26 protein-coding genes are annotated in these 26048 nt (G+C 68.3%); 14 read left to right on the plus strand and 12 right to left on the minus strand.

The features are described 5' to 3' along the window. The first annotated feature begins 1 nt into the window (after position 1). From DVW87_RS00970 to DVW87_RS00990, 5 genes are all read left to right on the plus strand, one after another. Positions 2-250 carry a BolA family protein gene (locus tag DVW87_RS00970; RefSeq protein ID WP_114685917.1) on the plus strand — a complete coding sequence of 83 codons (249 nt, stop codon included), beginning with the start codon at positions 2-4 and terminating at the stop codon, positions 248-250. Next, on the plus strand, positions 247-570 hold the full coding sequence (gene grxD, locus DVW87_RS00975; RefSeq protein WP_114685918.1) for a Grx4 family monothiol glutaredoxin: 324 nt from the start codon (positions 247-249) through the stop codon (positions 568-570). Before DVW87_RS00970 ends, grxD begins: the two co-directional genes overlap by 4 nt. Positions 571-605: 35 nt before the next feature. Beyond that, the gene (locus tag DVW87_RS00980) at positions 606-1874 is read left to right on the plus strand and encodes a glycosyltransferase (RefSeq protein ID WP_239017703.1); all 1269 of its coding nucleotides are present in this window, start codon (positions 606-608) and stop codon (positions 1872-1874) included. A gap of 213 nt (positions 1875-2087) precedes the next feature. Beyond that, entirely contained in the window at positions 2088-3737 is a 1650-nt protein-coding gene (locus tag DVW87_RS00985; protein ID WP_114685919.1) for a thiamine pyrophosphate-dependent enzyme, read from the plus strand. 80 nt (positions 3738-3817) lie between these two features. Continuing rightward, positions 3818-4477, plus strand: a complete 660-nt coding sequence (locus DVW87_RS00990) for a L,D-transpeptidase family protein (RefSeq protein WP_114685920.1) — start codon at positions 3818-3820, stop codon at positions 4475-4477. Here DVW87_RS00990 and DVW87_RS00995 read toward each other — a convergent pair. Beyond that, complete coding sequence (locus tag DVW87_RS00995) at positions 4474-4809, minus strand: DMT family protein (RefSeq protein WP_114685921.1); 336 nt, start codon at positions 4807-4809, stop codon at positions 4474-4476. The two genes, DVW87_RS00990 and DVW87_RS00995, sit on opposite strands and share 4 nt — an antisense overlap. Before the next feature lie 93 nt (positions 4810-4902). Between DVW87_RS00995 and DVW87_RS01000 the strand changes: the two genes are divergently transcribed. From DVW87_RS01000 to DVW87_RS01015, 4 genes are read left to right on the plus strand one after another with little or no spacing between them, the layout of a single operon-like run. After that, positions 4903-5322 carry a DUF2147 domain-containing protein gene (locus tag DVW87_RS01000; protein ID WP_114685922.1) on the plus strand — a complete coding sequence of 140 codons (420 nt, stop codon included), beginning with the start codon at positions 4903-4905 and terminating at the stop codon, positions 5320-5322. Continuing rightward, complete coding sequence (locus DVW87_RS01005; protein ID WP_114686986.1) at positions 5322-6065, plus strand: 16S rRNA (uracil(1498)-N(3))-methyltransferase; 744 nt, start codon at positions 5322-5324, stop codon at positions 6063-6065. Before DVW87_RS01000 ends, DVW87_RS01005 begins: the two co-directional genes overlap by 1 nt. Positions 6066-6111: 46 nt before the next feature. Next, positions 6112-6534 (plus strand): nuclear transport factor 2 family protein, encoded by a 423-nt coding sequence (locus DVW87_RS01010; RefSeq protein WP_239017704.1) that lies wholly within the window; start codon positions 6112-6114, stop codon positions 6532-6534. Positions 6535-6578: 44 nt separating this feature from the next. Then, positions 6579-7952, plus strand: coding sequence for a glutamate--cysteine ligase (locus DVW87_RS01015; protein WP_114685923.1), 1374 nt, complete (start codon positions 6579-6581; stop codon positions 7950-7952). 37 nt (positions 7953-7989) lie between these two features. Here DVW87_RS01015 and DVW87_RS01020 read toward each other — a convergent pair whose 3' ends face one another. Both DVW87_RS01020 and DVW87_RS01025 read right to left on the minus strand, forming a co-directional pair. Further along, complete coding sequence (locus tag DVW87_RS01020) at positions 7990-8178, minus strand: hypothetical protein (RefSeq protein WP_114685924.1); 189 nt, start codon at positions 8176-8178, stop codon at positions 7990-7992. A gap of 122 nt (positions 8179-8300) precedes the next feature. Next, positions 8301-10055 (minus strand): DUF885 domain-containing protein, encoded by a 1755-nt coding sequence (locus DVW87_RS01025; protein ID WP_114685925.1) that lies wholly within the window; start codon positions 10053-10055, stop codon positions 8301-8303. 117 nt (positions 10056-10172) lie between these two features. On the opposite strand from DVW87_RS01025, the gene DVW87_RS01030 reads away from it, so the two are divergent. Then, a complete protein-coding gene (locus DVW87_RS01030) occupies positions 10173-12152 on the plus strand; it encodes an OPT family oligopeptide transporter (RefSeq protein ID WP_114685926.1) in 1980 nt (659 codons plus the stop codon). Between the two features lie 3 nt (positions 12153-12155). On the opposite strand, the gene DVW87_RS18570 is transcribed toward DVW87_RS01030, so the two are convergent. Continuing rightward, positions 12156-12395 carry a DUF2256 domain-containing protein gene (locus tag DVW87_RS18570; protein ID WP_420822307.1) on the minus strand — a complete coding sequence of 80 codons (240 nt, stop codon included), beginning with the start codon at positions 12393-12395 and terminating at the stop codon, positions 12156-12158. Positions 12396-12800: 405 nt separating this feature from the next. Further along, positions 12801-13061, minus strand: coding sequence for a hypothetical protein (locus DVW87_RS01045; RefSeq protein WP_114685928.1), 261 nt, complete (start codon positions 13059-13061; stop codon positions 12801-12803). 152 nt (positions 13062-13213) lie between these two features. Between DVW87_RS01045 and DVW87_RS01050 the strand changes: the two genes are divergently transcribed. Beyond that, the gene (locus DVW87_RS01050; protein WP_114685929.1) at positions 13214-13504 is read left to right on the plus strand and encodes a hypothetical protein; all 291 of its coding nucleotides are present in this window, start codon (positions 13214-13216) and stop codon (positions 13502-13504) included. Between the two features lie 49 nt (positions 13505-13553). Here the strand turns inward: DVW87_RS01050 and DVW87_RS01055 are convergent, their stop codons facing one another. The 7 genes from DVW87_RS01055 to DVW87_RS01085 form a co-directional block, all read right to left on the minus strand. Continuing rightward, positions 13554-14858 carry a glycoside hydrolase family 130 protein gene (locus tag DVW87_RS01055; RefSeq protein WP_114685930.1) on the minus strand — a complete coding sequence of 435 codons (1305 nt, stop codon included), beginning with the start codon at positions 14856-14858 and terminating at the stop codon, positions 13554-13556. A gap of 45 nt (positions 14859-14903) precedes the next feature. Continuing rightward, complete coding sequence (locus DVW87_RS01060; protein ID WP_114685931.1) at positions 14904-17171, minus strand: glycosyltransferase family 4 protein; 2268 nt, start codon at positions 17169-17171, stop codon at positions 14904-14906. A 128-nt stretch (positions 17172-17299) separates the two neighbouring features. After that, on the minus strand, positions 17300-17746 hold the full coding sequence (gene queF, locus DVW87_RS01065; RefSeq protein ID WP_114685932.1) for a preQ(1) synthase: 447 nt from the start codon (positions 17744-17746) through the stop codon (positions 17300-17302). A gap of 86 nt (positions 17747-17832) precedes the next feature. Next, the gene (locus DVW87_RS01070; RefSeq protein WP_114685933.1) at positions 17833-19305 is read right to left on the minus strand and encodes a Ppx/GppA family phosphatase; all 1473 of its coding nucleotides are present in this window, start codon (positions 19303-19305) and stop codon (positions 17833-17835) included. Beyond that, entirely contained in the window at positions 19305-21476 is a 2172-nt protein-coding gene (locus DVW87_RS01075; protein ID WP_114685934.1) for an RNA degradosome polyphosphate kinase, read from the minus strand. The genes DVW87_RS01070 and DVW87_RS01075 overlap by 1 nt, the downstream gene beginning before the upstream one ends. 1 nt (position 21477) lies before the next feature. Next, entirely contained in the window at positions 21478-22089 is a 612-nt protein-coding gene (locus DVW87_RS01080) for an HdaA/DnaA family protein (protein WP_114685935.1), read from the minus strand. Beyond that, positions 22086-23348, minus strand: a complete 1263-nt coding sequence (locus tag DVW87_RS01085) for a heavy-metal-associated domain-containing protein (RefSeq protein ID WP_114685936.1) — start codon at positions 23346-23348, stop codon at positions 22086-22088. The genes DVW87_RS01080 and DVW87_RS01085 overlap by 4 nt, the downstream gene beginning before the upstream one ends. 59 nt (positions 23349-23407) lie before the next feature. Between DVW87_RS01085 and purM the strand changes: the two genes are divergently transcribed. From purM to DVW87_RS01100, 3 genes are read left to right on the plus strand one after another with little or no spacing between them, the layout of a single operon-like run. Continuing rightward, positions 23408-24538 carry a phosphoribosylformylglycinamidine cyclo-ligase gene (gene purM, locus DVW87_RS01090; protein ID WP_114685937.1) on the plus strand — a complete coding sequence of 377 codons (1131 nt, stop codon included), beginning with the start codon at positions 23408-23410 and terminating at the stop codon, positions 24536-24538. Between the two features lie 18 nt (positions 24539-24556). Next, positions 24557-25456 (plus strand): phosphoribosylglycinamide formyltransferase, encoded by a 900-nt coding sequence (gene purN, locus DVW87_RS01095; protein ID WP_114685938.1) that lies wholly within the window; start codon positions 24557-24559, stop codon positions 25454-25456. Next, positions 25453-26040, plus strand: a complete 588-nt coding sequence (locus tag DVW87_RS01100; RefSeq protein WP_114685939.1) for a hypothetical protein — start codon at positions 25453-25455, stop codon at positions 26038-26040. The genes purN and DVW87_RS01100 overlap by 4 nt, the downstream gene beginning before the upstream one ends. The last annotated feature ends 8 nt before the right edge of the window (positions 26041-26048 follow it).

Here is a 26048-nt window from a genome sequence, read left to right on the forward strand (position 1 = left end):
AATGCCGATGGCGGCGACCGAGATCGAGGCGTTGATCGTGGCGGGCATCCCCGATGCCCGGGTGGAGATCACCGACCTTGCCGGCGACGGCGATCACTATGCCGCGCGGGTCGTGGCGGAGAGCTTTCGCGGCATCACCCGCGTGGAACGGACGCGTCGCGTGTATGCGGCGCTCGGCGGCCGCATGGGCGGGGAGCTTCACGCGCTGCAACTGACCACGGCTACGCCCGAACAAGGAGTTACCCGATGACCGACGACACCCAGGCCCGCATCGCCGAGATCGTGCAGAAGAGCCCGGTCGTGCTCTTCATGAAGGGCACGCCGCTGTTCCCGCAATGCGGCTTCTCCAGCCGCGCGGTGGCGATCCTCAACCATCTCGGTGCCGAGTTCGAGTCGGTGGACGTGCTGCAGGACCAGGGCGTGCGCCAGGGCATCAAGCAGTTCTCCGACTGGCCGACCATTCCGCAGCTCTACGTGAACGGCGAGTTCATCGGCGGTTCGGACATCATGATGGAGATGTACGAAAGCGGCGAGCTTGCCGACGTGCTGAAGGGCCAGGCGGCCGCGTAAGCTCGCGGCCGGTACGCGCAAACAGGGGCAGGACGATGCTGATGACGCAGGGCGGCGCGATGCGCGACGCCAAGCCCCTTGTGCTGTGCGACCTCACGCAAAGCTATTCCCCCTCGGGCGGCGGCGGCATCAGCACCTATCTGCGTGAAAAGCGCGATTATGTGCAGCAGCATACGCCGCACACCCTGTTGCAGATCGTGCCCGGTCCCGAGGACAGGGTGACGGTGAACGGCCGGCAGATCTTCGCCGAGGTCGCGTCCGATCAGGTGAAGGGAAGCCCCAATTACCGCTTCATCCTGCGCACGCGCGCGGTGCGGCGCCTGCTGGAGGAATATCAGCCGCAGACGATCGAATCGCTCTGCCCCTGGGTTCTGCCGTGGGCGGCGATCCATCACCGGCGGCGCTTTCCGCACACTGCGCTGATCGCCGGCTATCGTACCGACTTCCCCAACGCGCATGTCTATCGCGTCGCCAAACACCTGTTCGGCGACCTGATCGGGCGCGGCTTCCAGTGGCTGAGCTACGGGTATACCGAGCTTACCTATCGCGAATTCGACTGGGTCTATACCCTTAGCGAGGAGGCTCGTGCGGCATTGGGCCGGCGCGGCATCCGCCACACGGAGGTGCTTCCGCTCGGCGTGGACACCAACGTGTTCACTCCCGAGGCGCGCGACCCCGCATATCGCGCCGGCCTGGGCCTGCCTGGAGACGGGCCGCTGCTGGTCTATGCCGGTCGCATCGACAACGAGAAGCGGGCCGATCGGCTGGTCGAGATGATGCGGCGCCTGCCCCCGGAACTCGGCGCCTCGCTGGTGATGATCGGCGATGGCAAGCTGCGCGAGCAACTGGTGGCCGAGAGCGCGGACCTGCCGATCGCCTGGCCGGGCTTCGAGCAGGACCGCGCCGGTCTTGCCCGCGCGCTCGCCTCGTCCGACCTCTACGTATCGGCGATGGCCGACGAGACCTTCGGCATCTCGGTGCTGGAGGCGCAGGCATCCGGCCTGCCCGTGATCGGCGTGGCGAGCGGCGCCATGCCGGACCGAGTGCCGCCGGGCCTTGGCCTGCTCGGGCCGGTGGACGACATGGCCACCATGGCCGACAACGTTCTACAGATGTGGCGCTCCGACCATGACGGGATCGGCCGTGCGGCACGCGCGCATGTCGATGCGAACTTCAGCTGGCGGCGCACGTTTGAGCGGCTACTGGGCGAGATCTATCCCAAGGCGCTGGCCAGTGCGGCGCGGCGCCAGGCATCGCAGGCGGGATCGCCGCCGGTCGGAACGATGCTGTCCAAGGCCGGGTGAGGACGGGCCTTCGCGAGATCGGAGAAGCGAAGGCCCGTCCTGCTGAAGCGTCGCAACGCCTCGCGGTGCCAGCATAGGTGCAGGCGCCATGCCATTTCATCGCAAGCGCCCTTTGCTGCGGCCGTCGCTGGTTAACGGCGCAACGGCGCACTGCCGCCTTGTAAGAGTTTTCGACATTTGGCGTCTGGTCGTACCGGGGTTACACCCGGCAGCATGACGACAACACGCACCGGCGGCCGCATCCTGGTCGACAATCTCCTGGCGCAGGGCTGCGACCGCATCTTCACGGTGCCGGGCGAGAGCTTTCTCGCCGTGCTCGACGCGCTGGTGGATGTGCCCGCGATCGAACTGGTGCCGTGCCGCCAGGAAGGCGGCGCGGCGTTCATGGCATGTGCGGACGGCGGGCTCACGCATCGGCCGGGTGTCGCCTTCGTCACGCGCGGGCCGGGCGCCACCAACGCCGCGATCGGCGTCCATGTGGCGCAGCAGGACTCGCAGCCGATGATCCTGTTCGTCGGCGATGTGGATCGCGCCACGCGGGACCGGGAAGCGTTCCAGGAGGTGGATTTTGCCGCCATGTTCGCGCCGCTCGTCAAATGGGCGGCGCGCATCGACGATGCTCGGCGCATTCCGGAATATATCGCCCGCGCCTATGCCACGGCGATGAACGGGCGGCCCGGACCCGTGGTGCTCGCGCTGCCGGAAGACATGCTGCTGGACGAGGTGGAGGCGGTGGACCGTGCCCGCATCGACCGCCTGCCCCAGGCTGCCGATCCTGACGCGATGGCGCTCCTCACCGACATGCTGGCCACGGCCGAGCGGCCGCTGGCGATCGTCGGCGGCGCCGGGTGGGACGGCACGGCCGCCACCGCGCTCGCCGACTGGGGCGCCCGCACGGGCGTGCCCCTCGTTGCCGCGTTCAGGCGGCAGGATGCGGTGCCGAACGGCTGCCCTGCTTTTGCCGGCAATCTGGGCTATGGCCCCAACCCGAAGCTGGTGGCGCGCGTACGGGACGCGGACCTGTTGCTCGTCATCGGCGCGCGGCTCGGCGAGGCAACCACCGACGGCTACACGCTGGTGACGCCCGATCATCCCGGGCAGCGCCTGGTGCATGTTCATCCGGACCCGAGCGAACTCAACCGCACCTATGCCGCCGACCTCGCCGTCTGCGCGGGCATGGCGGAGTTTGCCGAAAGCCTGCTTTCGATCGACGGGCCGCCCCATGCGGCGGGTCCGGCAGCGCATGCGGATTATCGCGCCTGGTCCACGCCGCAGCCGCGCGCCGGGGTGATGCTCGATCTCGGCCCATGCGTCGCCGCGATGCGCGCCGCGCTGCCGGCGGACAGCGTGATCTGCAACGGCGCGGGCAATTTCTCCAGCTGGTGGCACCGCTACTGGCCTTATGCCGGGCCGGGCACGCAGCTGGCGCCCACGGCGGGGGCGATGGGCTATGGCCTGCCCGCCGGGATCGCCGCGGCGTTGCGCCATCCCGAGCGGCAGGTGGTGGTGCTGGCCGGCGATGGCGATTTCCTGATGAACGGACAGGAGCTCGCGACGGCGATGCAGGCGGGCGTGTCGCTGCTGGTGCTGGTGATCGACAACGGCGCCTTTGGCACGATCCGCATGCACCAGGAGCGGGAGTTCCCTGGCCGGGTGGGTGCTTCGACGCAGCTGTCCAATCCCGATTTTGCGGCGCTCGCCCGCGCTTTCGCTGCCTGGTCGGGAACCGTGGAGCGCACGGAGGACTTCGCCCCGGCGCTGGCCCGCGCGCAGGAACGGGGTGGCGTGCGCTTGTTGCACCTGAAGACCGATGTGGAGCAGATCACGGCAGGCACCACGCTCAGCGCGATCGCCGGAGGTTAACCGCCGCTGCGCCGTCCCAGCACGGAACAGGGCCACATCCGGGGGTTCTCAAGCCGGAGGCGATAGGCAAGACGCAGGGGATGCTTCGCCCTCGCATCCTCGGCCTTGCCGGCCTGCTCGTCGCCACGGTCGCCGGCGTCTCGGCGATCGGCGCCATGCTCACCCCGCCCGTGCCCAAGGCGGCACTCGCGGCCAAGCCGCCGACCAGGCCGCGCGCGGCCCCGCGCACGGCCCCTCACCCCGCAGTGCCCGCGCCCCCGCCGGCGGATGTCGGCTATGTGGTCAAGGCGGTGCTCGATACCGGCGGACCGATCCCCTATGGCAAGTGGTTCTGGGACGAACGCGGTGCGCCGTCTTCGGGTCAGACGGTCATCACGGTGGACCTGGCGGCGGGCGTGATCTCCGTCTTTCGCGACGGCTTCGAGATCGGCACTGCGGCGATGATCGACGGCTATGAGGACAAGCCCACGCCCCTTGGTGTGTTTCCGATCACGCAAAAGGATGCGGATCACCGGTCGAACCTCTATGGCGGGGCGCCGATGCCGTACATGCTGCGCCTGACCAATGACGGCATCTCCATTCACGGCAGCGAAGTGTCGATCGACCGCGCCACCCACGGCTGCATCGGCGTGCCGACCGCTTTCGCCAAGAAGCTGTTCGCGGTGGCGAAGCTGGGCGACAAGGTGATCGTGACCCGCGGCGAGATGGTCTCCCCCGGCCAGAAGATCACCGCGGCCTAGCGTCCGGCGAACAGGAACGCGACGGCCCCCATCAGGCAGGCAAAGGCGCCGGCGTGGCGCCAGGTGAGCGGCTCGCCCAGAACGGCGACGAGAAAGCCTCCGAACACCAGGAGAGCGATTGCCTCCTGCACGACCTTCAACTGCCCCGCGCTCCAGCCGCTGGCATAGCCCAGGCGGTTGGCCGGCACCGCAAGGCAATATTCGAACAAGGCGATCCCCCAGCTGATTGCGATCACCTGCGGCAGGGGGCGCGCCATGCCGCCCTTCAGATGCCAGTACCAGGCGGTGGTCATGAACAGGTTGGACAGGGTGAGCAGCGCGATGGTCGGCATGGCGCCCGGTCTGCCATCGTCGCTGGCGCGGAGCCATCGCCTTTTCGCCACGTTCGGGCCTTATGGTCCTTCGGCCCTGCTGGAGACGTTTTCATGATCCGACTTCTCGTGTTGGCGGCGCTTGTTGCCACTCCTAATCCCCCGGGGCCTCGGCCGGGCCTTGCCGGCACCTGGCGCAATGCCTCCGATTCTGTGCGCATCCGGATCGCCCCATGCCGTGGCCCCGGCCTGTGCGGCACCGTCACCTCCGCCAGCGCCAAGGCGCGTGCCGATGCCGAGGCCGGCAGCGGACGGTCGCTGATCGGCGCGCAGCTGTTCTCCGGGTTCGAGCAGGAAGACGACGGGCTCTGGTATGGCGAGGTCTACGTCCCCGATCTCGACCGCAGCTTCTCCGGCTCGATCGAGCAGCGTGGCCCCGACACCCTGGTCGGCACCGGCTGCCTGTTCGCCAATTTCGGCTGCAAGACGCAGGTTTGGACGCGGGTGGCCGGCGCGCCGCCGAAGAAGCGCTGATGGGCGCCACGCCGGCCTGGCCCCCGCAATCGACGCCGCGCCTGTTCGTGGACGGCCCGCTCGGCCCGGGCCAGCGCAGGATCGAAGGGCCGCAAGCGCATTATCTTGTCGGCGTGATGCGCACCAAGGTGGGCGATCCCGTCAAGCTGTTCGATGGCGCGTCCGGCGAATGGCTCGGCGTGGCGGCGGCGGTCGGCAAGCGCGACCTGGTGCTGGACGTGACCGAGCAATTGCGCCCGCTGGAACAGGTGCCGAATTTCTGGCTCTGCGCCGCGCCGCTGAAGAAGGGACGCATCGACTGGCTGGCGGAGAAGGCCTGCGAGCTCGGCGTCGCGCGGCTGGTGCCGGTCGTGACCCGCCGCACGGTGGTAGACAAGCCAAAGGATGAGCGGTTGCGCGCGCACATGATCGAGGCGGCGGAGCAATGCGGACGCACCGCGGTGCCGGACCTTGCCGATCCGGTGAAGCTCCCCGCCCTGCTGCGCGAGTGGCCGACGGAGCGCAGCTTGTTCTTCGCCGACGAGACCGGCGGCGAGCCGGCAATGGAGGCGATGCGCGAGCGCACGGGACCGGCCGCGGTGCTGATCGGACCAGAGGGCGGCTTCGATGCCGAAGAGCGGGAAGCGATCCGCGCGCTGCCGCAGGCGGTGGGCGTCAGCCTCGGCCCGCGCATCCTGCGCGCGGACACGGCGGCGGCGGCGGCCGTGTCGTTGTGGATGGCCGCGGCGGGGGACTGGCGATGAGTGTGTTATTTGCGTAGCACGCCAGCACCTCGAAGGGAGATTGCCTGTGATTCGCGCCGCCTCGCTCTCGCTTGCCCTGCTTGCCGCCTCCCCCGCCGTTGCCGCGGAAGCGAAGGCCAGCGACCCGGCACAGCTCGTCGACGCCTTTATCGCGGCGCAGCGCAGTTTCGATCAGGCGGCCCTCGCCCGCCTTACCGCGCCGGAATATGTCGAGATCTCGCCGCTCGGCGACTTCGATCCGCGCGAGAAGATGCTCGGCTTCTACGCGGCCGACAAGAAGCAGCCGGTGCCGGAGATCACCGTGTCGGAGCGTGAGGTCGTGATGCTCGGCGACACCGCCATCGTCACGGCCCGGTTGGCGATCGGGCCTCGCGCGGTGCGGGCCGGCTATGTCGCGCACAAGGACAAGGCCGGGTGGCGGCTCGTCTCGGCGCAGTTCACTCCGGTGCGCACGCCGCCGGCGCAGTAATCAAACCTCTAGCAGGGCCGCTCCGTCGCGCGTAAGGGCGCGGAATGACGACCAAGACCGCTTCGGACACCTCTTCCCCGGTCATCGAGTCGCAGGACCAGCTCGTTGCCAGCTTCGCGCGCGGCGAGAAGCCGGCGGAGCGGTGGCGGATCGGCACCGAGCACGAGAAGTTCGTCTATCGCACGGCAGACTTCGCGGCGCCGTCCTATGACGAGCCCGGCGGCATCCGGGATCTGCTGAACGGCCTGACCGAGTTCGGCTGGCAGCCGGTGATGGAAGGCGGCAACGTCATCGCCATGAGCGGGGCGGACGGATCGATCAGCCTGGAACCCGCCGGGCAGTTCGAGCTGTCCGGCGCGCCGCTGGAAAACCTGCACCAGACCTGCGCCGAAACAGGCCGCCACCTGGAGCAGGTGAAGACGATCGGCGACCGGCTCGGTCTCGGTTTCCTCGGCCTGGGCTTCTGGCCGGACAAGACGCGCGATGTACTGCCCGTCATGCCCAAGGGCCGTTATGCCATCATGCTGCGGCACATGCCGCGCGTCGGCAGCCTGGGCCTGGACATGATGCTGCGCACCTGCACGATCCAGGTGAACCTGGATTATGCCAGCGAGGCGGACATGGCGAAGAAGTTTCGCGTGGGCCTTGCGCTCCAGCCGCTGGCCACCGCCCTGTTCGCCAATTCGCCGTTCACCGAGGGCAAGCCGAACGGCTTCCTTTCCTTTCGCAGCCACATCTGGTCCGACACCGATCCGGCGCGCACCGGCATGCTGCCGTTCGTGTTCGAGGACGGCTTCGGCTATGAACGCTATGCCGACTATGCGCTCGATGTGCCGATGTACTTCGTCTACCGCGACGGCCGGTACATCGACGCGGCGGGCCTTTCCTTCCGTGACTTCCTGCGCGGCGAGCTTTCGGTCCTGCCCGGCGAGAAGCCGACGCTGGACGACTGGAACGACCATCTGTCCACCGCCTTTCCGGAAGTGCGGCTGAAGACGTTCCTGGAGATGCGCGGCGCCGATGGCGGCCCGTGGGGCCGGATCTGCGCGCTGCCCGCGCTTTGGGTCGGGCTGCTGTACGACGGCGCGGCGCTGGACTCGGCGTGGGACGTGGTGAAGAACTGGACCATGGAGGAGCGCGAGACGCTGCGCGCTTCCGTGCCTAAACTCGGCCTCGACGCGCCGATCGCCGGCGGACGGCGGCTGCGCGACGTGGCGGGCGAGGCACTGGAGATCGCGCATGCCGGGCTTGCCGCCCGCGCCCGGCTGGATGCCGGCGGCTCCAACGAAACCGGCTTTCTCGATCCGCTGCGGGAGGTCGTCCGCTCCGGCAAGACGCCGGCGGAGCTGTTGCTCGATCGCTACAACACTGCCTGGAACGGCGACATCTCGCGCGTTTACGGCGAGATGACCTTCTGACGGTGGAGGAGCGGGCAGGTCGCCCGCTCCCTCCGGATCACAGAACCGATCTCACCGCGGCATAGCCGAGCAGCAACATCCCGGCGCCGGCGGAGACGCCGCACAGCAGGTAGCCGAGATATTCCAGCACCGCCGGATTGCGGCGCTGCAGCTTCTTGTTCCGCGACGCCCCCGACAGGACAAACGTCGCCAGCATTCCATATGTGAAGATCGCGAACTCGGCCATTTCCCACCCCAGAGGTGCGGCTCGCCGGACGCCCCCGCCTCCGTGCCGCACCGCAGCGCCAAAGCGTAGCGGCCGCTCGCAATCAAGTGGTTAAGACAAGGAGATGCGGCGAAGCGAAGCCGTCAGCGGGCGCGCTGTGCCGGCACGAACTCCTCCCGCACCGCCTTGGCGAGCAGTTCCGGAGGCAGCAGTCCCTGATCGATCACGAAGTTGTTGAAGGCCAGCCGGTCGAACTTCGGCCCCAGCGCCAGTTCCGTTTCGACCCGCAGCTGCAGCAGCCGGGTATAGCCGTAGAAATAGCTGCCCGCCTGTCCCGGCGAGCGGGACGTGTACCGGTCCAGCTCCTGCTTCGCCATGGCCGGCGAGGTGCAGACCTCCTCCAGCAGCACGCGCCGCGCCTCGTCGATCGAGATGCGGCCGAGATTGAGCATGGGGTCCAGCATCGCCCGGGCCGCGCGCAGCAGGCGCATCTGAAGCACGATCATCTGCCCTTCCAGCGGGTGGTACGGCGCGGCCTCCGCCTCGGCGTAGAGCGCCCAGCCCTCCACGTTCACGCTGTTGAAGGCGTACAGCGCACGTGCCTGGCTGACCCCGCGCTCGATCATCGCCGAGAACTGCAGTTCGTGCCCCGGACGCCCCTCATGCGCGGCCACGGTCCATTCGGCGGCCGGGAAGTTGAAGTCGTCATAGGCGGCCGCGGCACCTTTTCCAGCAACGCCGATCGGCAGCACGAAGGTGCCGTGTTCGCCCTGATTGTTGAGCAAGGCCGGCGGATCCATGTGCGGCGCCGGGCTCGCCGCGGACTCGGCGGCCGTGCCGAGCCGCATCTGCATCGGGCGATCGGGAAGGTTCACGATACGCTCGCGCCGGATCACCGTCTCCAGGGTGCGGATCACCTCGGCATAGCTTGCCTCGAGCTTGTCGTTCGGCACCGGGCTTTGCTTCAGCCGGCGGATCACCGCTGGGTAGCCCATCTCGGTCCAGCCCTTCGTCCTGGCCACTTGCGGCGCCAGCGCCGCGAGCGCGGCGCGTGTTTCCGCGAACTCCACCTGCGCGCGCGAGATCAATTCTTCGGGCGGAATGTCGATGCCCACCTGCTTGAGGCGGAAGGCATAGACCTCCGGCGGCAGGCGGAAATCCGCGCGCGCGATCGGCAGAACATTGGCCCGCTCCCATGCGACATAATCGGCGGCCTGCGCGTCCAGCTTGGCAAGGGCGGCGTCCGCACCGGTGATCCTGTACTTGGCGAACAGCTCGCGGACGCCCTTCACATAGGTGGCGGCATCGTTCAGCGCGTCATCCACGGCCACCTTGTCGGGGCCGAGCAGTCCGGGGCGGTTCGTTTCCGCAAAGCGCGCCTTGGCCAACTGCGTCAGCGGCGTGGTGCCGGGCCAGTCGCCGACATAGCGCTGCAGCAGTTCCACCGCCTTTTTGCGGCGAGCGGGCGCGATCTGGTCGTCCAGCAAGCTTGTCAGGCCGGAATAGATCGCCTCCGGCGCATCCACCCAGGCGACGAAATACTTGCCCCGCAATCGGCGCCCTTCGATGCTTTCCTCGACCGAGCGGATGAGAATGGCTAGGTCCTGCCGCACATTGGCGTCCTTCTCGGCAGCGGCGCGCCGGCGCAGCTCCGCCAGCAGCTTCTCCGCCGCAGCCGCCTTGCGCTCGTCGAGCCGCGGCCCGAGATCGCTGGCGAGCCCGTCATATTGCGAGAGGCCGGATTGCGAGGCATCTTCCGGCGAGAACTGCGCGTTGCTCTCCACCACGAGACGAGTGTTGGCGTTGCTCGCCGCCACCCAGGCGCGCGGCGGCTCCGGCGCCGCAACCGCCGGAATGGAAACTCCGGCAAGCAGCACCGTCAACATCATCGTTCGCATGGTCACCCCCCGATATCCCTGTCCGCCGCACGGTAAGGACGCCGGACGGCACGTGGCAAGCATGCCGGCGCAACATTTCGCTTTTCAACACCTGCCCGCCGGTGGCACCACCCGCCGATGACCGACACGCGTACCGCCGCCCGACCGCTCCCCGAACTTACCGTCCGAGGGGTTCTCCTCGGCGCTGTCATCACCGTGCTGTTCACTGCGGCGAACGTCTATCTGGGACTGAAGGTGGGGCTCACCTTCGCGACGTCGATCCCCGCGGCCGTGATCTCGATGGCGGTGCTCCGGCTCTTTCCCGGGGCAAACATCCTCGAGAACAACATCGTCCAGACGATCGCCAGCGCGGCGGGCACGCTGGCGGCGATCATCTACGTGCTGCCCGGCCTGATCCTCGTCGGCTGGTGGAGCGGCTTTCCCTATTGGACCACCGTTGCGGTATGCGCCGTCGGCGGCGTGCTCGGCGTGATGTTCTCCGTGCCGCTGCGCCGTGCGCTGGTGACGGGATCGGACCTGCCCTATCCCGAAGGCGTCGCCGCGGCCGAGGTGCTGAAGGTGGGCGCACACGGCCGGGAAGGCGATGCGGAGAACGCCCGCGGCCTGCGCGTCATCATCATCGGTTCGCTGATCTCCGCCGGCTATGCGCTGCTTGCCGCCATGAAGCTGGTCGCCGCCGAGTTCTCGCGCAACTTCCGCATCGGCCCGGGCGCAACCGGCGTGTCGGCGAGCTGGTCCATGGCGCTGATCGGCGTGGGGCATCTGGTCGGCGTATCGGTCGGCGCGGCGATGTTCGTGGGCCTGCTCATCACCTGGGTGGGGCTCATGCCGGTGCTGACCGCCAACGGCGTGGCCGACACGGTGGATGCGCTCGTTTCCACCACCTTCCGCGAGCAATCCCGCTTCATCGGTGCAGGCGCGATCGGCGTGGCCGCCTTGTGGTCGCTGCTGCGCATCATCGGGCCGATCATCGGCGGCATCCGCTCTGCCATGGCCGCCTCGCGCGCGCGGGCCGGCGGCGGCCTTCTGGAACTGACCGAGCGCGACCTGCCGATCGGCGTGGTGGCGGGCGTTTCGGTGTTTCTGATCCTGCCGATCGCCTGGCTGCTGTGGAGCTTCTCCGCCGGCGGACCGGTGCACGAGAACCCGGTGGCGGTGATCGGCGGCACGGTGGTCTATCTGATGGTCGCCGCCGTGCTGATCGCCGCGATCTGCGGCTACATGGCCGGACTGATCGGCGCGTCGAACTCGCCGGTTTCGGGCGTCGGCATCCTGGCGGTGCTGGGCGCATCGCTGCTGCTGGCGGCGTTCTTCGGGCATAGCGACGATCCGGCGCGGACCAACGCGCTGGTCGCCTATGCGCTGTTCACGACCGCCATCGTCTTTTCGGTGGCGACGATCTCCAACGACAATCTTCAGGACCTCAAGACCGGCCAGCTGGTCGGCGCGACGCCGTGGAAGCAGCAGGTGGCGCTGATCCTGGGCGTGGCGTTCGGCAGCCTGGTGATCCCGCTGGTGCTGGATCTCCTCAAGAACACGCTCGGTTTCGTCGGCATGCCGAACGCCGGCCCGAACGCGCTGTCCGCCCCGCAGGCCGCGCTGATCTCCAGCCTCGCCAAAGGCGTGCTGGGCGGCGATATCGACTGGTCGATGATCGGCGCCGGTGCGGCGATCGGCGCGGTCGTGATCGCGGTGGATGAGGCGCTGGGCCGCGCGGGCAAGATGCGCCTGCCGCCGCTTGCCGTGGGCATGGGCATCTACCTGCCGATGAGCCTGACGCTGCTGATCCCGATCGGCGCGCTGGTCGGGCGGCTGTATGATCGCTGGGCGGCGCGCTCCTCGCGGCCTGACTTTGCGGAACGGATGGGCGTGCTGGCGGCGACCGGCCTTATCGTCGGCGAAAGCCTGTTCGGCGTCGTTTTCGCCGGCATCGTCGCCTGGGCCAATCGCGGCTCCCCTACCCCGCCGATCGATGCGCCGCTCGCGGTGGTAGGGTCCGGCTTCGCTACCGTCGCGGAGGTGGCCGGCCCGGCCGTGTTCTTCACCGGCATCCTGTGGCTGTACGGGCGCACGCGAGCGATGGTGCGCGGCGGCTGAGCATCAGCCGCCGCCCTTCGACCGGTTAGCGCGGCATCGATCGGAGCAGAAACGAACCGCCTCCCAGTCGCGCGCCCATTTCTTGCGCCAGGCAAAGGGACGTGCGCAGGTCGCACATATCTTGGTAGGCAGGTTGGGCTTCTTGTGGACCATGCAGCGCACAACGCGCCGGCGACCGATCCAGGCACCATCGTGGATGAGCCTGGATCGGACAGGCGCGCCGCGGTGCCTCGCCCCGTCCATACCGACCCATGGAACGGGCTCTTGCCGTCGTGGATCGCCAGCGTGGAGCGCGCAACGCCCTCGCTCCGGTCAATCGAGCTGGGCGCGCTCGACGAATGGAGAGCTGCTGCTTGAGACGGATAAGGTGTCCGTCAAGCAAGGCTATGCCCTCCGACAAAACTGATCGCGTGTGCGCGACGGGCGTTCGACCAAGCTCTCCCTCTATCGCACCCCGGCAGAGACCCGCTGTCTGGCGGCCGCCCTCCTGATGTTCGATGCCGGCCTCCACCCGGCCTTGCTGCGTTGAGCCAGGGACGCCTCGTCGCTGGGCCGCTCGGGCGCACGCGGCGCCCGGTTGTGGCACCGCCATTCCGGTGTGCACAGCGTCACGGGATCAGCCCAACCGCTCGCACCGGCTCCCCGCAGTCAGACTTGCGACTTGCCCGCAGCCTGCTCGCCATGGTTGGCGGCGTTCGCATCCTGTCCGGCGCCCCTCTCCTCGGCCGCCGCCACGCCGGACGTCTCCTCGATCTCCACGGTCCGCCCGTCGCTCAACATGGTGGTGCGGCGCAGATCCGGCCGATCGCCCGCTCCTGCCTGCTCGCCGCGCAAGCCCTCGACAGGCGGGTTGCCCGTGTCCTTCGGATCGGGGCCGCCATAGATGTGAGTGCCGTCGCTGTCCGCCATGTTTCATCCTTTCCGCTGTGGAGGAGAAACGCGCACCGGCACGGTCCGTTGCTCCGCTACCTGTACGGCAGCCTACAAGCCGGTTCAGGCCCGATGCTGGTCGGCCCGAATACAAGGCGGCATACCGGATGGTCCGGGAGAGAGGATACGACATGAAGATCATGCAGATGTTCGCCGCCGCCGGCCTGGTCGTCGCCAGCCTGGGTGCCGCCACCGCTGCCGAGGCGCAGAACTGGCGGGGGGATCGCTACGGCAGCTACGATCGCGATTACCGCGGCTATGATCGGAGCGGGGATCGCGGCTACCGTGACTATCGCGGGGACCGCGGCCCCCACTACGGCTGGGATCGCGGGCGCCGCCAAGGTTGGAACGGCTATCGCGGCCGCAGGCAGCGTTGCTGGACCGAGTATCGCTACCACCACCGCGTGCGCGTCTGCGGCTGATCGGAGCAGAAGAACGCAGAAGGGCGTCGCCGCCGGCGGCGCCCTTTGCTTATGCCGTCGGGCCCGGACCTGCCGCGAGCATGTCCTGCACCAGGCTGTCGATGCCGATAAAGGCGAAGGCCACGCTGCTGTCCGCTACGCCATAGGGCACGAAGAGCTTGTCGCCGATCCGCTGCCCGCCGCAGGTATAGACGACGTTGGGAACATAGCCCTCGCGGTCCTGATCCGCCGCGGCGAGCAGCGGCTCGGTCGTGCGGCCGATCACCCGCGAGGGATCGTCCTTGTCCAGCAGCACCGCGCCGATCGAATATTTGCGCATCGCTCCCACGCCGTGCGTCAGCAGCAGCCAGCCCTCGTCCACCTCGATCGGCGAGCCGCAATTGCCCAGCTGCACGAGCTCCCACGGGAAGACCGGCGTGAGCAGGCGCTCGCCCTCTTCCCAGTGGGTCAACGTGTCGGATTTGAGCAGGAACACGTTCTCGCCGTCCTGCCGGCCGATCATCATGTACTGGCCGTTCACCTTGCGCGGAAACAGCGCCATGCCCTTGTTGCGTGCGGCCGGTCCGGTCATCGGCACGAGCTCGAACGAACGAAAATCGCGCGTGCGCAGCAGTTCGGACTGGATGGTCGAGCCATTATAGGCGGTATAGGTGCCCAGCCACTCGACCTGGCCATCCTCGTGCGTGAAGTGAACGAGGCGCAGGTCCTCCAGCCCCTTGGACTGCGCGCCGGTGATGGGGAAGATCACGGTGCCGGAAAGCGTGGAGTCGCGATGGCGATAGACCGTCACCGGCCCCTCGGGCATCTCGTTCTCGATCCGGCCTACCATGTCGGTCGCGGTTGCGAACGGGGGCTCGGGCGCCAGCTTCAGCTGGTTCTCCTCGGTGATGATCCCCTCGCGGAAAGCGACGGAGGAGATGTGCCCCTCGCCCACCGCACGCAGGCTCATCAGGATGCGCATGGAGCCTTCGGGCATGCCCGACTGGTCCGGATGCGGCACCGTGCTGGGGTTCATCAGCGCGGCGGCGGCGTAGCTGTATTCGTGGCAGAAATAGGCGCCGATCAGCTGCCGCTTCTCGTCCCCGATCTCCGTCCCGTCCAGGCCGAGCTGGTCCTCCAGCTCGTCATAGCGGGTCATGAACACGCGGCGCGTCTGCCAGTGCCGCGCCTCGAAGTCGCGCAGGACCACCTCCAGCTCACGGCGGGTTTCCTCACGATCCAGCGCCATCACCTCGCGCAGGAGCCGCTCCGTGCGGCTGCCGCCATTGCCGGAATAAGCAAGGTGGAATGGCCGCACCACGACCCGCGAGGGATCGGCGTGCAGCCTCAGCGCGTGGTGGAACAAGTCGATCACGTGTGGGCCTTCGCTGAACGATCGGGAAGTGACGCCGCAAGCAGGCTAGGCGACGGCGCTGCGCGGTCCATTCACGGTTTCGGCGCGCTTTGAAAGCCCTGAAATGGTGCATGAAGCCAATTGCAGCGCCAAAATCGATTCAGCGCCCTGGTTGCGGTTCAGCCCGCCCGGCATCAGCCCGTCGAAGCAACCGCCATCGGCCTGCGTGGCGAGCGGAAGATCCAGGTCGTTCTGCCCGAGATACCAGCGATAGGCGCGCTGCGCCTCCTCCAGCCAACGGCGATCGTCCGTCGCCTCGAACGCGGCGGCGCAGGCATCCACCGTCGCCTGCGCCTCAAGAGGCTGCTGGTCGAAGGGCAGCGGATCGGCATAGACCCGGCCGAAGCTTTCGGTGCCTACCGCCCGGAACCGCCCCTCGGGCGAGGTCTGCCGTCCGACGATCCAGGCAAGCGTCTCCAGCCCGCAAGCGACCACATCCTTTCGCCCCAGCGCGCGACCGGCGCGGATCATCGCCTCGGGAAGGCGCGCATTGTCATAAGCGAGCACGATTTCGAACCACTGCCATTCGGGACGGCGCGCTTCGGCAAGCAGGGTCAGCAACTCCTCGCTGAACCGCTCCAGGATGGTGCGGGCCATCGCATGGCCGGGGAAGGCCTCCAGCACGGCGACCGCGCCCAGCATGGCGAAGGCGTGCGCCCGCGGGCTGCCGAGTTCGAGCGCCAGGCTGGCGGTCGCGTCGAACAGCGCGATCGCCCAGTCGCGGTGCTTGCGCAATTGCGCATCGCGCGCGCAGATGCCGAGCGCCCAGAGCGTGCGGCCGTTCGAGTCCTCTGAGCCGAAATCCTCGCACCAGGTACGGTCGAAGTTCATGAAATTGCGGAAGCGCCGCGCCTCGGGGTTCCAAGCATATTGCAGGAACGAGGCATAGACGGTGAGCCACTTGTCGACTTGCGCCTCGGGCATGTCGCGCATCTGGGTGACCAGGATCAGCGCACGGGCATTGTCGTCGATGCAATAGCCGTGGCGACGATCGGGCACCGAATAGATCGAGTGCTGCAGCATGCCGGTGGAATCGCTCATCCGCTCCACGGCCGCGAAATCCGGCTTCAGCGCCGACAAACCAAGGGCACCGGCGGAGAGCCGTGCGGGACGGCCCGCGACCACCGTCGCGATTTCCCGCATCGCCACCTCGGCCAGGTGCGGCCAGATCATGGTCCGTCCGCGGGCATAGGCCCGGTCGGAGAGCCGCCGACGGGCGCGATCGTTGCCGAGCAGCGTGTTGATCTCGCGCGCAAAGGCGGCGCTGTCGCCGAATGGCACCAGCACGCCGTGGCCGTCCGCCAGGATCTCGGTGGCATGCACGTATGGCGTCGAGACCACCGGCTTGCCGATGCCGATCGCATAGGAAAGCGTGCCCGAGGTGATCTGCGCCGGATTGTTGTACGGCGTCACATAGACGTCCGCCGCCTCAAGGTAGGACAGCAGTTCGTCATGCTCGAGAAAGGCGTCGATGAACTCGATGTTGTTCGCCACGCCAAGATCGGCGGCCAAAGCCTTCAACCGGTCGCGATAGGCCTCGCCCTCGTGCGCGACGAGATTGGGGTGGGTTGCACCCAGCACGGCATAGAGCACTTCCGGATGCTGCGCGACGACGGCGGGCAGCGCCTCGATCATCGTCTCGATGCCCTTGTTGGGGGCAAGCAGGCCGAAGGTTAGCAGGGTCTTGCGGCCCTTCCAGCCGAACGCCGCCTTGCGCGTGTCCGGGTCCACCAGCGCGCGATCCGGCACGCCGTGCGGGATCATCACGATAGACTTGGCCGACGCGCCATATACCCGCTGGAGGATCTCGCGGCCCTTCACGGCCATGACGATCACGCGCGAGGCACGGCGGAGCAGCCCCTCCATGACGCGGCGCTGATCGGCATTGGGCTTTTCAAGGATGGTGTGCAGGGTGACGATCACCGGCAGGGTCAGCCGATCGAGCAGCGCCAGCAGGTGCTCCCCCGCCGCGCCGCCGTAAATTCCGTATTCGTGCTGAACCCACACCGCCTGCGCGCCGCTTGCCTCGATCCGGCGGGCGGTGTCGAGATAGGCCGCCAGGTCCTGCTCGGCGATGCTGGCCGTCACCTCGGCGGGATACGCATAAGGCGCGGCGTGGTCGTCCATGGCATAGACATCCACCTTCACGTCGGGAAAGCGATGCCGCAGTGCGGTATACGTGTCGGTCGTGAAGGTCGCCAACCCACATTTGCGCGGCAGGAAGTTTCCGATCAGCGCAATGTGTTCCACCGGTTGCTTTGCCCCTCGCGCCATGTGCCCATCCTTGTTCGGGAAAGCCGGCGAACCCCGACCCTCGCCAACGCAACTATCCATGAGGAATATGGTTGCAGCTATGTTGCAGCGCAACAGGCTTCATGCGGCGTTAAGGTGCGGAGCTGCGATCAACCGCGTCCGCGATACGGCGCCACACCCTGATCGGGCAGCCACAGACCCTGCGGAGGTGCGCCCGATTGCCAGAAGACGTCGATCGGAATGCCGCCCCGCGGATACCAATAGCCGCCGATCCGCAGCCAGCGAGGGGCCATCTCGCGGAACAGCCGCTCGCCGATGCCCACGGTGCAATCCTCGTGAAATGCGCAATGATTGCGGAACGCCCCGAGGAATAGCTTCAGCGACTTCGACTCAACGATCGTCTCGCCCGGTGCATAGTCGATCACCAGGTGCGCGAAGTCGGGCTGCGCCGTGACGGGGCACAGCGACGTGAACTCCGGCGCGGTGAAGCGCACGAGGTACAGCTGCCCGGCGCGGGGATTGGGAACATAATCCAGGACCGCTTCCTCCGGCGAGGAAGGAAGCGCGCTGGGCTGGCCTAGATGCATCGGTGTCATGAGGGGCACATAGGAAGTGCGAGCGCGTCCGTCATCCATCTCGCACCCGCGTTACAGGCGTGGTGGCGTTATCCATCACCGCCGGCTTAGCCTACCGCCGGCTCCAACCCGAGATAGCTTGCGAGCGCCTTGTGCCGGCGGGTCACCGCCTCGCCGTAGAGCGCGCGGTCGCCGCTCGTGAGATCGAGGTGCAGCGTGCTCTGCGTCCGCGCCACCGTTGACCGCTCCAGCGGGCCTGCCACGCCGCCCGACAATCGCTGCCCCAGACGCATGGCGAAGCCCCAGGCGGCCGCCTGTGCCAGATCCTCGGCGGCGGCCAGCCGGGCGAGCGGATCGGGGCTGCGCGCCTCTCCGCACAGGCTGGTGAACAGCGCCTGGGCAAGGATCGCGCGGCCCGCCGCATCGATCGCCACCCAATTGCCGTGCAGCGCGACCTCGATGCCGCGTTCGGCCCGGAATTCGGGATTGGCGCGCCAGCCCACGTCCGCCAGCAGGCACGCCGCATGCCGCAGACGCGCCATTTCCGCCGTCTCGCCCGCGAACAGCGGCGCGATCCACCGTTCGAGCAGGTCGCCATGTTCCGGAAAGCGGCCCAGCTGCCGCCCCTCCTCGCGCGCGGCGACGATCAGCGGATCCTGCTGCCGGGTTCGCGAGTCCAGGGCGCCGTACAACAGGCCCTCGCGCAAGCCGAAAGCGCTGGTGATCGCCGTGCGCGATTTCAGCTGCTTCAGCACGATGCTGAGCAACGCCGTCGCATCGTCCAGGTTGTTCGCGCGCGCCGAGGACACGCCCGGGGTGGTGCGCAGCGCGCTTTTCGGCACATGGCTGATCGTGCGGCGCAGGCGGGACAGCGCGTCGCGGTTGATCTCGTACTGGTGCATGACCGGCAGCGGGTAATCGGTGAGATGCATGTCGAGCCGCGCCAGCGCCCGCCACGATCCACCGACCAGGTAGAAGGGCAGATCCTCGCCCCGCCCCTTCCAGCCTGCGTCGCCCAGGAGCTTCGCAACGGTTCGCTCCAGCGCCTCCTTGCCGCGCTCGCGGATCGCCGGCAGCCGCAGCACGCCGAGCGGGAAGGAGGCGCGGTCCGTCACGGTGCCTGCCGCGATACGCACCAGTTCGAGGCTTCCACCGCCCAGATCGCCGACGATCCCGTCTGCGTCCGGGATGCCGGACAGGACACCATAACCGGCGCCAAGCGCCTCCTGCTCGCCGGACAACAGCTCCACTTCCTGTCCGAGCGCGCGGATATGGGACAGCAGCTCCTCGCCATTGGCCGCATCGCGAACCGCCGCGGTGGCGACGATCCGCAGGCCGGCGACGTCCATTTCCCGCGCCACCGCCACGAAGCGCGCCAGCGCGTCGCGCGCCGCGGCAAGCCCTTCGTCGGACAAGCGCCCGTCCTCGGCCACGCCGCGGCCCAGGCCCGCCATCACCTTTTCATTGAACAGGATCGCCGGCAGCCGCTCCGGTCCCTCGTAGACGACGAGACGAATGGAGTTGGAGCCGATGTCGATGATCGCGGTACGCTTGCCGGATCGTTCCTTGCGTCCGAACATCAGCGGCGGCTGCGCAGCACGAGCTTCGGGACGGTGTCGCTCGCCGCCAGTGCCCCGCGACCCGAAAGCGACGGGTTGGTCATGAAGTAGCGATGCAGGTTGAACGGCTTGTCCCCGGGCGTGTCGCGCACATAGCTGCCGTCCGGCTGCAGCTCCCAGCTCTGTTCGTCATCGATCAGATTGGCCACCATCACCTGCCCCAGAACCTGTTCGTGCACCGTGGGGTTCTCGATCGGCAGCATGAACTCGACCCGGCGGTCGAAATTGCGCGGCATCCAGTCTGCCGACGTGATAAACAACTTGGCGCCGTCGTTGGGCAGCGCCGCGCCGTTGCCGAAGGCCCAGATGCGACTGTGCTCCAGGAAGCGCCCGACGATCGACTTGACCCGGATGTTCTCGCTCATGCCCGGCACGCCGGGGCGCAGGCAGCAGATGCCGCGAATGACGAGGTCGATCTGAACGCCCGCGCCCGAAGCCTCGTACAGCTTCTCGATCACCGCGGGATCGACCACCGAGTTCATCTTCGCCCAGATCGCCGCCGGCTTGCCCGCGCGGGCAAAGGCGATCTCGGCATCGATCAGCCCGACCAGGCGCTGGCGCAGGTCTCGCGGCGACAGGCTGATGAGCGCCATGTCGGTGGGCTCGACATAGCCGGTGACGTAGTTGAACATCTGCGCTGCGTCGCGGCCGAGACGCGGGTCGGCGGTGAAGAAGCTGAGGTCGGTGTAGATACGCGCCGTCACCGGATGATAGTTGCCGGTGCCGAAATGGCAGTAGGTGCGGAACGCCCCGCCCTCGCGGCGGACGACCATCGAGATCTTGGCGTGCGTCTTCCAGTCGATGAAGCCGTAGACGACCTGGACCCCGGCGCGTTCCAGCGCGGACGCCCAGAGGAGGTTCTGCTCCTCGTCGAACCGCGCCTTCAGCTCGACCACGGCGGTGACGGCCTTCCCGGCCTCCGCGGCGGCGATCAGGGCGTTGATGATCGCCGACTGCTTGCCGGCGCGGTAGAGGGTCTGCTTGATCGCGACGACGTCGGGATCGTTGGCGGCCTGTTTGAGGAACGCCACCACCACGTCGAACGACTCGTAGGGGTGGTGGACGACGATGTCCTTGGCCCGGATCGCCGCGAAGCAGTCACCGCCGAATTCCCGGATGCGCTCCGGAAAGCGCGCGGTGAACGGCAGGAACTTCAACTCGGGACGATCCTCCTCCACGATCTCGCCCAGATCGTTGACGCCGAGAAAGGCCGCCGACTCCGTGACAAAGGCATCCCCGCCCAGCTCGCCACGCAGCAAGGCGCCGAGATCCTCGGGCATGCCGGCCTCCAGTTCCAGCCGGATCACCCTGCCGCGGCGACGCCGCTTGATGGCATTGGCGAAGTAGCGGACGAGGTCTTCCGCCTCCTCCTCCAGTTCGATATCGCTGTCGCGCAGCACGCGGAACTCGGCCGCGCCGTTGATCGAATAGCCGGGGAAGATCACCGGGGCGAAGCGCTTCACCAGCGATTCGATGGCGATAAAGCGCGCGCGCTCGCCGGGCAGCCGCACGAACCGCTGGGTGCGCGCGGGCAACATCACCAGCTCGCGAACCGGCTCCCCGTCGGACTGGCGGACCAGGTCGAAGATGACGGCCAGGCCCTGATTGGGGATGAACGGGAACGGATGCGCCGGGTCCAGCGCCTGCGGGGTGAGGACCGGAAACAGCTGCTCGCGGAAATACCGCTCAAGCCACTCTATCTCGTCAGAGGAGGCGGCGCCGTCGATCGTGCGCGAGCCGAGCACGTCGATCCCGGCCTCGCCAAGATCCTGGCGCAGGTCCCGCCAGACGTTGCGCTGGCTCTGCACCAGCCGGTCGGCGCCCTCTACGATGGCCGCCAGCTGCTGCGTCGCCGACAGCCCGTCCGCCGAGCGGCGGTCCACGTCCTGCAACGTCTGCCCCTTCAGGCCGGCAACGCGGACCATGAAGAATTCATCGAGGTTCGAACCCGAGATGGACAGGAACCGCACCCGCTCCAGCAGAGGATGCGCCGCATTGCACGCTTCTTCCAAAACGCGGTGGTTGAACGCCAGCCACGATTGCTCGCGATTGAAGTAGCGATTGGTGGTGGTGGCGCCGGCGAAGGGATCGTCGTCGACATCCAGGCGGGCGATATGGGCAGGACGGGTCACGTCATTCCTCTTGATTCAACAGGCCGGCCGCGCCGAGCGCGGTGCGTGCCAGTGGAATGGACAAGCGCCGGCGCCGTTCCAACGCCGCTTCGTCCAGCGCATCCACCACGCGCATGACGGCCAGATGACTCCGCTCGATCCGCGCCACCAGCCAGTCCACGAGATCCAGCCGCGCATCCAGCCCACGCCGCAGGAACAAGCGCTGCAACAACGCCGCCATCAACGCCTCGTCCGGCGGTCCGATCCTCGCCAGGGGACTGGCGGCCAGGCGGGAGCGCAGGTCCGGCAGCCGCACGCTCCACTCCGGTGGCGGCGCCTCCGCGACGATCAGCAGCGGTCGCCGGCCTTCCTGCGCGATGTTCCAGGCGTGGAAGACCGTCGCCTCGGCCACACGATCGCCGTCATCGAGCAGCGTCCCCCCGCTCTTGGCGGCGAAGATGCGGGCCAGCAGCGACCGACCCGATTTGCGCGGGCCGACCAGCAACGCCGCCCGCACCGGCCAGGTCGCCCAATGTTCCAGCAACTGCACCGCCGCGGCGTTGGAGGAGGTGACCAGGAATTCGTTGTCCTGCGGATCGGCCGGCCATTGCAGCGGCAGCGCGAGCTGGCTCATCCGGCTGTCGCGTTGTCCGCGGGGATGGCCGGCAGGTCGATTGTGGGCGCGGCTCCGCGCCGGATGCGCAACGCGGCGCCCTGCCCGCTTACCGTCCACCCCCGCTGCTCCAGCGAGGTGCGCAGCAGGGCCGGGTCGGCATCGTAGGTAACCCGCATCACCGACACCCCGCCCAGCGCCAGGCTCGTCGTGGTCGCCGCGCTGACGCCCGGGATCGAGCGAACCGCCGCTTCCGTCGAGGTCACGGCGCCGACCGCGGGCGTTTCGTACTGCAAGGTGATCGTTACTGCGGCCGTGCCGGTATCCGCGCCCAGGCTGGACAGCAGGTTGTCGAGGTCGCCCGCCTCGTCGGTCACCGTCTCGTCCACCGGCATGGGCGGCGGCACATAGGCCAGGCTGGGATCGACGGCGAGCTGCCCCGAGGACAAAGCGGTGGAGTAGATTGCATCGAGCCGCTTGACGCCTGCGTCCAGCAGCGCCGGGATGCCCTCCGGCCCGGAGACACGCAGGGTGAAGCTGCCCAGCGCCCGGTTATCCGGCCCATGGCGTGCCTGGAACACCCCGATCACCGGGCCGCCGGGCCATTGCCGCTGCAGCCGGACCACGGGGAACAGCATGTCCTCGGCACCATATAGATCAAGCACGGTGCGCCACCAGCCGCGGCTCGGCCGGCTGATCTGGCCGGCGTTCAACAGCAAGGCGTCCGGCCCGCCTCCGGAGGGCCGGACATAGTCGACCGCCGAGGTTCCCGTGCGAAAGCGTGCCCATGCCTGCTGCCAGAGGCTGCGTTGCTCGAAGACGGTTTCCGCGCCGCCCGACACTTCCAGCGGCAGGACCAGCATCGGCGCCGATCGCGCGCTGCCGTCCACGACACCCAGGATCGAGCTCGCCCGCCCGCGATCGAACAGCACGCCCAGCCGCGCCACGTAGCGGGTCGGCCCGATCTGCTCGTGCTCCACGACAATGCCGGTGACCAGCGCATTCAGCGCGCCGTCCGGCAGCATGGGCCCGCCGCCCAGTCGCTTGGTCAGCATCTGCCAGCCGCGCCGCTGCGCGAGCCGCCAACCGGCATAGCGCGCCTCCTCGGCGGTCTTGCCGGTGACGTCGACCTGGACCCCGCCCACCTCGTAGCTGCGCGAACTGTCCACCGGCGCGACGCCGCGATTGGCATTCTCGATCTGCGCCAACACCACGCCGCCGGTCGCCGCACAGGCGAGAGCAAGAGCGATCGGCAGGGGACGGAAAGGGCGCACGGACATTGCCGGCCTTTTGGCGAACGGCGAGTGGAAATCCAAGCGCGATGTGGTTAGGGGCGCACATGGCCGACACACCTTCGCAGCGGGCGGGCGAAAACGACCCGCAGTTCACCGCATACACCTATGCCGATGCCGGCGTCTCGATTGCCGCCGGCAACGCGCTGGTCCGCGCCATCGCCCCGCTTGCCCGCGCGACCCGGCGGCCGGGCGCCGATGCCGATCTTGGTGGGTTCGGTGGCTTCTTCGACCTCAAGGCCGCCGGCTTCACCGATCCCCTGCTGGTGGCGGCGAACGACGGCGTGGGCACCAAGCTGAAGCTTGCCATCGAGAGCGGCCGGCACGAGGGCGTCGGCGTCGACCTGGTCGCCATGTGCGCCAACGATCTGGTGGTGCAGGGCGCGGAGCCGCTGTTCTTTCTCGATTATTATGCCACCGGCAAGCTCGACAACGAGGTTGCGACTGCCGTCGTCGCGTCCATCGCCGAGGGTTGCCGGCAGGCGGGCTGCGCGCTGATCGGCGGCGAAACGGCCGAGATGCCGGGCATGTACGCGGCGGGCGACTACGATCTGGCCGGCTTCTGCGTCGGCGCGGTGGAGCGGGACAAGGTGCTGACCGGCCGCGACATCGCAGCGGGCGATGTCGTGCTCGGGCTCGCCTCGTCCGGCGTGCACTCCAACGGCTATTCGCTGGTGCGACGGCTGGCGGCGGACAAGGGCTGGAAGCTCGACCGACCCGCTTTGTTCGACCAGGACGTGATACTGATCGACGCGCTGATGGCGCCCACCCGCATCTATGTGCGCAGCCTGCTGCCTTTGCTCCGCGAGCGGCGGATCAAGGGCCTGGCCCATATCACGGGCGGTGGCTTGCTCGAAAACATCCCGCGCGTCTTGCCGGACGGCGCGCACGCGGCGATCGATGCCGATCTGTGGACCCAGCCGAGGCTGATGGCCTTCCTGCAGGCGCAGGGCGCGATCGAGCCCGGGGAGATGGCTCGTACCTTCAACTGCGGCGTCGGCATGGTCGCGATCGTCGAGGCCGAGGAGGCCGAAGGTGTCGCGGCTGCCCTGACCGAGGCAGGCGAGACGGTGTTCCGCATCGGCGAGATCGTCACCGGTCAGCGCGGCTGCACGGTCAAGGGCTCCGCCGGCACCTGGAGCGCGCGATCGGACTGGACGGCAACGCACAATGCGTGAGCTGGGCGCGAGACGGGCATGACCCGGGTCGGCATCCTTCTTTCGGGGCGCGGCTCCAACATGCGCGCGCTGGTGGAGCAGGCGCGCGGCTACGAGGTCGCGCTGATCGCCTCCGACAAGCCCGAAGCCGCCGGCATCGCCTGGGCGCGCGAGCGCGGGCTGCCGACCTTTGCGCTTTCGCCCAAGGGGATCGGCAAGGCGGCGTTCGAGGCGGAGATCGACCGCGCGCTGCGCGAGGCGGGTGTCGAGGTGATCGCGCTGGCCGGCTATATGCGGCTGCTGTCCGACGACTTCGTGGCACGCTGGCGGGGCAGGATCGTCAACATCCACCCGTCGCTCCTGCCGCGCTACAAGGGCCTCGATACCCATGCCCGTGCGATTGCGGCAGGCGATGCGGTCGCCGGTTGCTCGGTGCACCTCGTCACCGAGGAACTCGACGGCGGAGCGGTGCTGGGCCAGGCGCAGGTGCCGGTGTTGCCCGACGACACGCCCGAAACGCTGGCCGAACGTGTGTTGGCGGAGGAGCATCGGCTCTACCCACGGGTTTTATCGGAGTTCACCATGACGCCGCTCGATCGCCTCCGCACGCTCGCTGCCGCCCTGCCCGAAGTGGAGGAGCGTCCTTCGCACGGCCAGGCCACCTGGTTCGTCGCCGGCAAGCAGTTTGCGCAGTTCCGCGACGACCATCACGGAGACGGCCGCACCGTCGTGTGCGTACGCACCGGCGGAACGGACGAGGGCGACATGCTGATCGGAGCCGACCCGGAAACCTACTCACGGCCAGCCTATCTCGGCGCCAGCGGCTGGGTGGCGCTGAACCTGGCGGGAGATGTCGACTGGGCGTTGGTAGAGGACCGGGTTGCGCGTAGCTGGGAGCTGGCCGCTCCGGCCCGCCTTCTTGAGGCGGGCGGCAGGTGAGCGAAACGCCGGATCAGGCGCGCACCCGGCGGCGCTGGATCAGCCTTGCCGAGATCGCAACCGTGGCCGGCCTGCTGATCGGCGCCGGCGGGCTGTACCTCAATTGGCAGGATCGGCGGGAGGACCAGGCGGAAAAGGCGTCCGCCACCGCCAAGGAGAGCCGGGCGAAGTCGATCGCGACGCTGACCGGCACGGTGGAGAAGGGCGATCGGATCGCCCTGAACGACGCCGCGCATACGCTTTCCACGGTTACCGTGCGCTTGCCCGCGGCATTGGGCGGGACCACGCACGATGCCATGCCGGGGCCTCAGATCGACAAGGACTGGTTCGCCTCCGCGCTGCTGAAGGCGACCGATGGCGGCGCCGACGAGCGCACCGGGCGCCTCCCCGTGCTGGTCACGGCAACGTGGTGGGACGGCGACCGCGAGGTGCGCGATACGTCCCTCTACGACGTGCTGTGGCGAACGGAGGGACAGATGCTCGGCGGCCGCAAGCTGGCGTTGACCGGCTTCACCCTGCGCTCGCGCCAGGGTTCGACAAAAGCGCTGGAGGCAGCCTGGGCGAAGACCAAGCCGACGCCGTAGCGAAGCGG

This window comes from Sphingomonas aracearum (assembly GCF_003345355.1).
Classification (GTDB): Bacteria; Pseudomonadota; Alphaproteobacteria; order Sphingomonadales; family Sphingomonadaceae; genus Sphingomonas; species Sphingomonas aracearum.

Coding starts and splice junctions, on each gene's coding strand:
- DVW87_RS00970 (WP_114685917.1), top strand. CDS start 2: ATGCCGATGGCGGCGACCGAGATCGAGGCGTTGATCGTGGCGGGCATC.
- grxD (WP_114685918.1), top strand. CDS start 247: ATGACCGACGACACCCAGGCCCGCATCGCCGAGATCGTGCAGAAGAGC.
- DVW87_RS00980 (WP_239017703.1), top strand. CDS start 606: ATGCTGATGACGCAGGGCGGCGCGATGCGCGACGCCAAGCCCCTTGTG.
- DVW87_RS00985 (WP_114685919.1), top strand. CDS start 2,088: ATGACGACAACACGCACCGGCGGCCGCATCCTGGTCGACAATCTCCTG.
- DVW87_RS00990 (WP_114685920.1), top strand. CDS start 3,818: ATGCTTCGCCCTCGCATCCTCGGCCTTGCCGGCCTGCTCGTCGCCACG.
- DVW87_RS00995 (WP_114685921.1), bottom strand. CDS start 4,809: ATGCCGACCATCGCGCTGCTCACCCTGTCCAACCTGTTCATGACCACC.
- DVW87_RS01000 (WP_114685922.1), top strand. CDS start 4,903: ATGATCCGACTTCTCGTGTTGGCGGCGCTTGTTGCCACTCCTAATCCC.
- DVW87_RS01005 (WP_114686986.1), top strand. CDS start 5,322: ATGGGCGCCACGCCGGCCTGGCCCCCGCAATCGACGCCGCGCCTGTTC.
- DVW87_RS01015 (WP_114685923.1), top strand. CDS start 6,579: ATGACGACCAAGACCGCTTCGGACACCTCTTCCCCGGTCATCGAGTCG.
- DVW87_RS01020 (WP_114685924.1), bottom strand. CDS start 8,178: ATGGCCGAGTTCGCGATCTTCACATATGGAATGCTGGCGACGTTTGTC.
- DVW87_RS01025 (WP_114685925.1), bottom strand. CDS start 10,055: ATGCGAACGATGATGTTGACGGTGCTGCTTGCCGGAGTTTCCATTCCG.
- DVW87_RS01030 (WP_114685926.1), top strand. CDS start 10,173: ATGACCGACACGCGTACCGCCGCCCGACCGCTCCCCGAACTTACCGTC.
- DVW87_RS18570 (WP_420822307.1), bottom strand. CDS start 12,395: ATGGACGGGGCGAGGCACCGCGGCGCGCCTGTCCGATCCAGGCTCATC.
- DVW87_RS01045 (WP_114685928.1), bottom strand. CDS start 13,061: ATGGCGGACAGCGACGGCACTCACATCTATGGCGGCCCCGATCCGAAG.
- DVW87_RS01050 (WP_114685929.1), top strand. CDS start 13,214: ATGAAGATCATGCAGATGTTCGCCGCCGCCGGCCTGGTCGTCGCCAGC.
- DVW87_RS01060 (WP_114685931.1), bottom strand. CDS start 17,171: ATGGCGCGAGGGGCAAAGCAACCGGTGGAACACATTGCGCTGATCGGA.
- queF (WP_114685932.1), bottom strand. CDS start 17,746: ATGACACCGATGCATCTAGGCCAGCCCAGCGCGCTTCCTTCCTCGCCG.
- DVW87_RS01070 (WP_114685933.1), bottom strand. CDS start 19,305: ATGTTCGGACGCAAGGAACGATCCGGCAAGCGTACCGCGATCATCGAC.
- DVW87_RS01080 (WP_114685935.1), bottom strand. CDS start 22,089: ATGAGCCAGCTCGCGCTGCCGCTGCAATGGCCGGCCGATCCGCAGGAC.
- DVW87_RS01085 (WP_114685936.1), bottom strand. CDS start 23,348: ATGTCCGTGCGCCCTTTCCGTCCCCTGCCGATCGCTCTTGCTCTCGCC.
- purM (WP_114685937.1), top strand. CDS start 23,408: ATGGCCGACACACCTTCGCAGCGGGCGGGCGAAAACGACCCGCAGTTC.
- purN (WP_114685938.1), top strand. CDS start 24,557: ATGACCCGGGTCGGCATCCTTCTTTCGGGGCGCGGCTCCAACATGCGC.